1 protein-coding gene is annotated in these 1,131 nt (G+C 39.5%); it reads right to left on the bottom strand.

Going from position 1 to position 1,131, the window contains the following annotated elements:
- Nucleotides 1-187: 187 nt before the first annotated feature.
- Nucleotides 188-904: a YebC/PmpR family DNA-binding transcriptional regulator gene (locus FZ952_RS11500; RefSeq protein WP_148881752.1), complete on the bottom strand. Its 717-nt coding sequence runs from the start codon at nt 902-904 to the stop codon at nt 188-190.
- Nucleotides 905-1,131: the final 227 nt, after the last annotated feature.

Raw genomic sequence — 1,131 nt, 5'->3', positions numbered from 1 at the left:
TGTTGGTTTTGTGTACACTTTTTACACTAAACTTTAGCTCAAAAAAAGACAATTTCCTTCGTTTGACATATGGAACTCAAACTATTTTTCATCAAATACCTTGATATACTTGACAAATGGTAGAAAAAGACTCAGCCGAACTAATATCGGACTGAATCTTTTTCTGTTTTATTCTTCTGGTTTAGCCTTAGAAGCCATCTACGTTAGTATAGATTTTTTGGACATCTTCATCGTCTTCTAAAACGCTATAGAGTTTTTCAAAGGTTTCTAGGTCGTCACCTGCCAGCTCCACTTCTGATTGAGGAATCATTTCCAACTCAGTCACTTGGAATTCTTGGACGCCAGACTTGCGCAGGGCCACGATAGCCTTGTGAAGGTCAGTTGGTGCTGTATAAACAGTTATGCTTTCTTCTTCTGCTTCAACGTCATCTACATCTACATCCGCTTCCAGCAGCAGTTCAAAGACGCTGTCAGCATCTTCACCAGCAAAGACAATCACACCTTTATTGTCAAACAAATAGGCTACAGAGCCACTAGCTCCCATATTCCCGCCATTTTTACCAAAAGCAGCACGAACATTAGCTGCAGTCCGATTAACATTGGAAGTCAGAGTATCGACAATCAACATGGATCCATTTGGCCCAAAGCCTTCGTAACGGCCTTCGGTAAAGGTTTCGTCAGTGTTTCCTTTCGCCTTGTCAATAGCCTTGTCAATAACATGCTTTGGTACTTGCGCTTGCTTAGCCCGGTCAATGACAAATTTCAGTGCAGTATTTGACTCGGGATCTGGATCACCTTTTTTAGCTGCTACATAGATTTCCACACCAAACTTAGCATAAACTTTTGAGTTTGCACCATCTTTGGCCGTTTTCTTTGCCACAATATTGGCCCATTTACGTCCCATTGGAGTTTCTCCTTTTGATAAATTACATTTTCAATCTTTCATATTATAACATAAGTCGGATTGAATTTCACTAAACGGAAGATAATTTATAGTTGAAAATTGTAGCGTTACAATAGATGTGAGACCTGAGTACCAAAAAAGAAGAAACCTTGATAGGATTAGTTCTGACACAACCATCAAAAAAAGGAGTCTTCTCATGAATAGTATACCACAAAACATCCGCTACC

Origin of the sequence: Streptococcus sp. Marseille-P7376, from assembly GCF_902460385.1 — a bacterium.
Lineage (GTDB): Bacteria > Bacillota > Bacilli > Lactobacillales > Streptococcaceae > Streptococcus > Streptococcus sinensis.
The sequence above is the reverse complement of the archived record's forward strand: the minus strand, read 5'-3'. Positions and strand labels throughout refer to the sequence as shown.

Bases quoted from the DNA above. Each gene is read 5' to 3' on its own strand.
- FZ952_RS11500 (WP_148881752.1), bottom strand. From the start codon at position 904: ATGGGACGTAAATGGGCCAATATTGTGGCAAAGAAAACGGCCAAAGAT.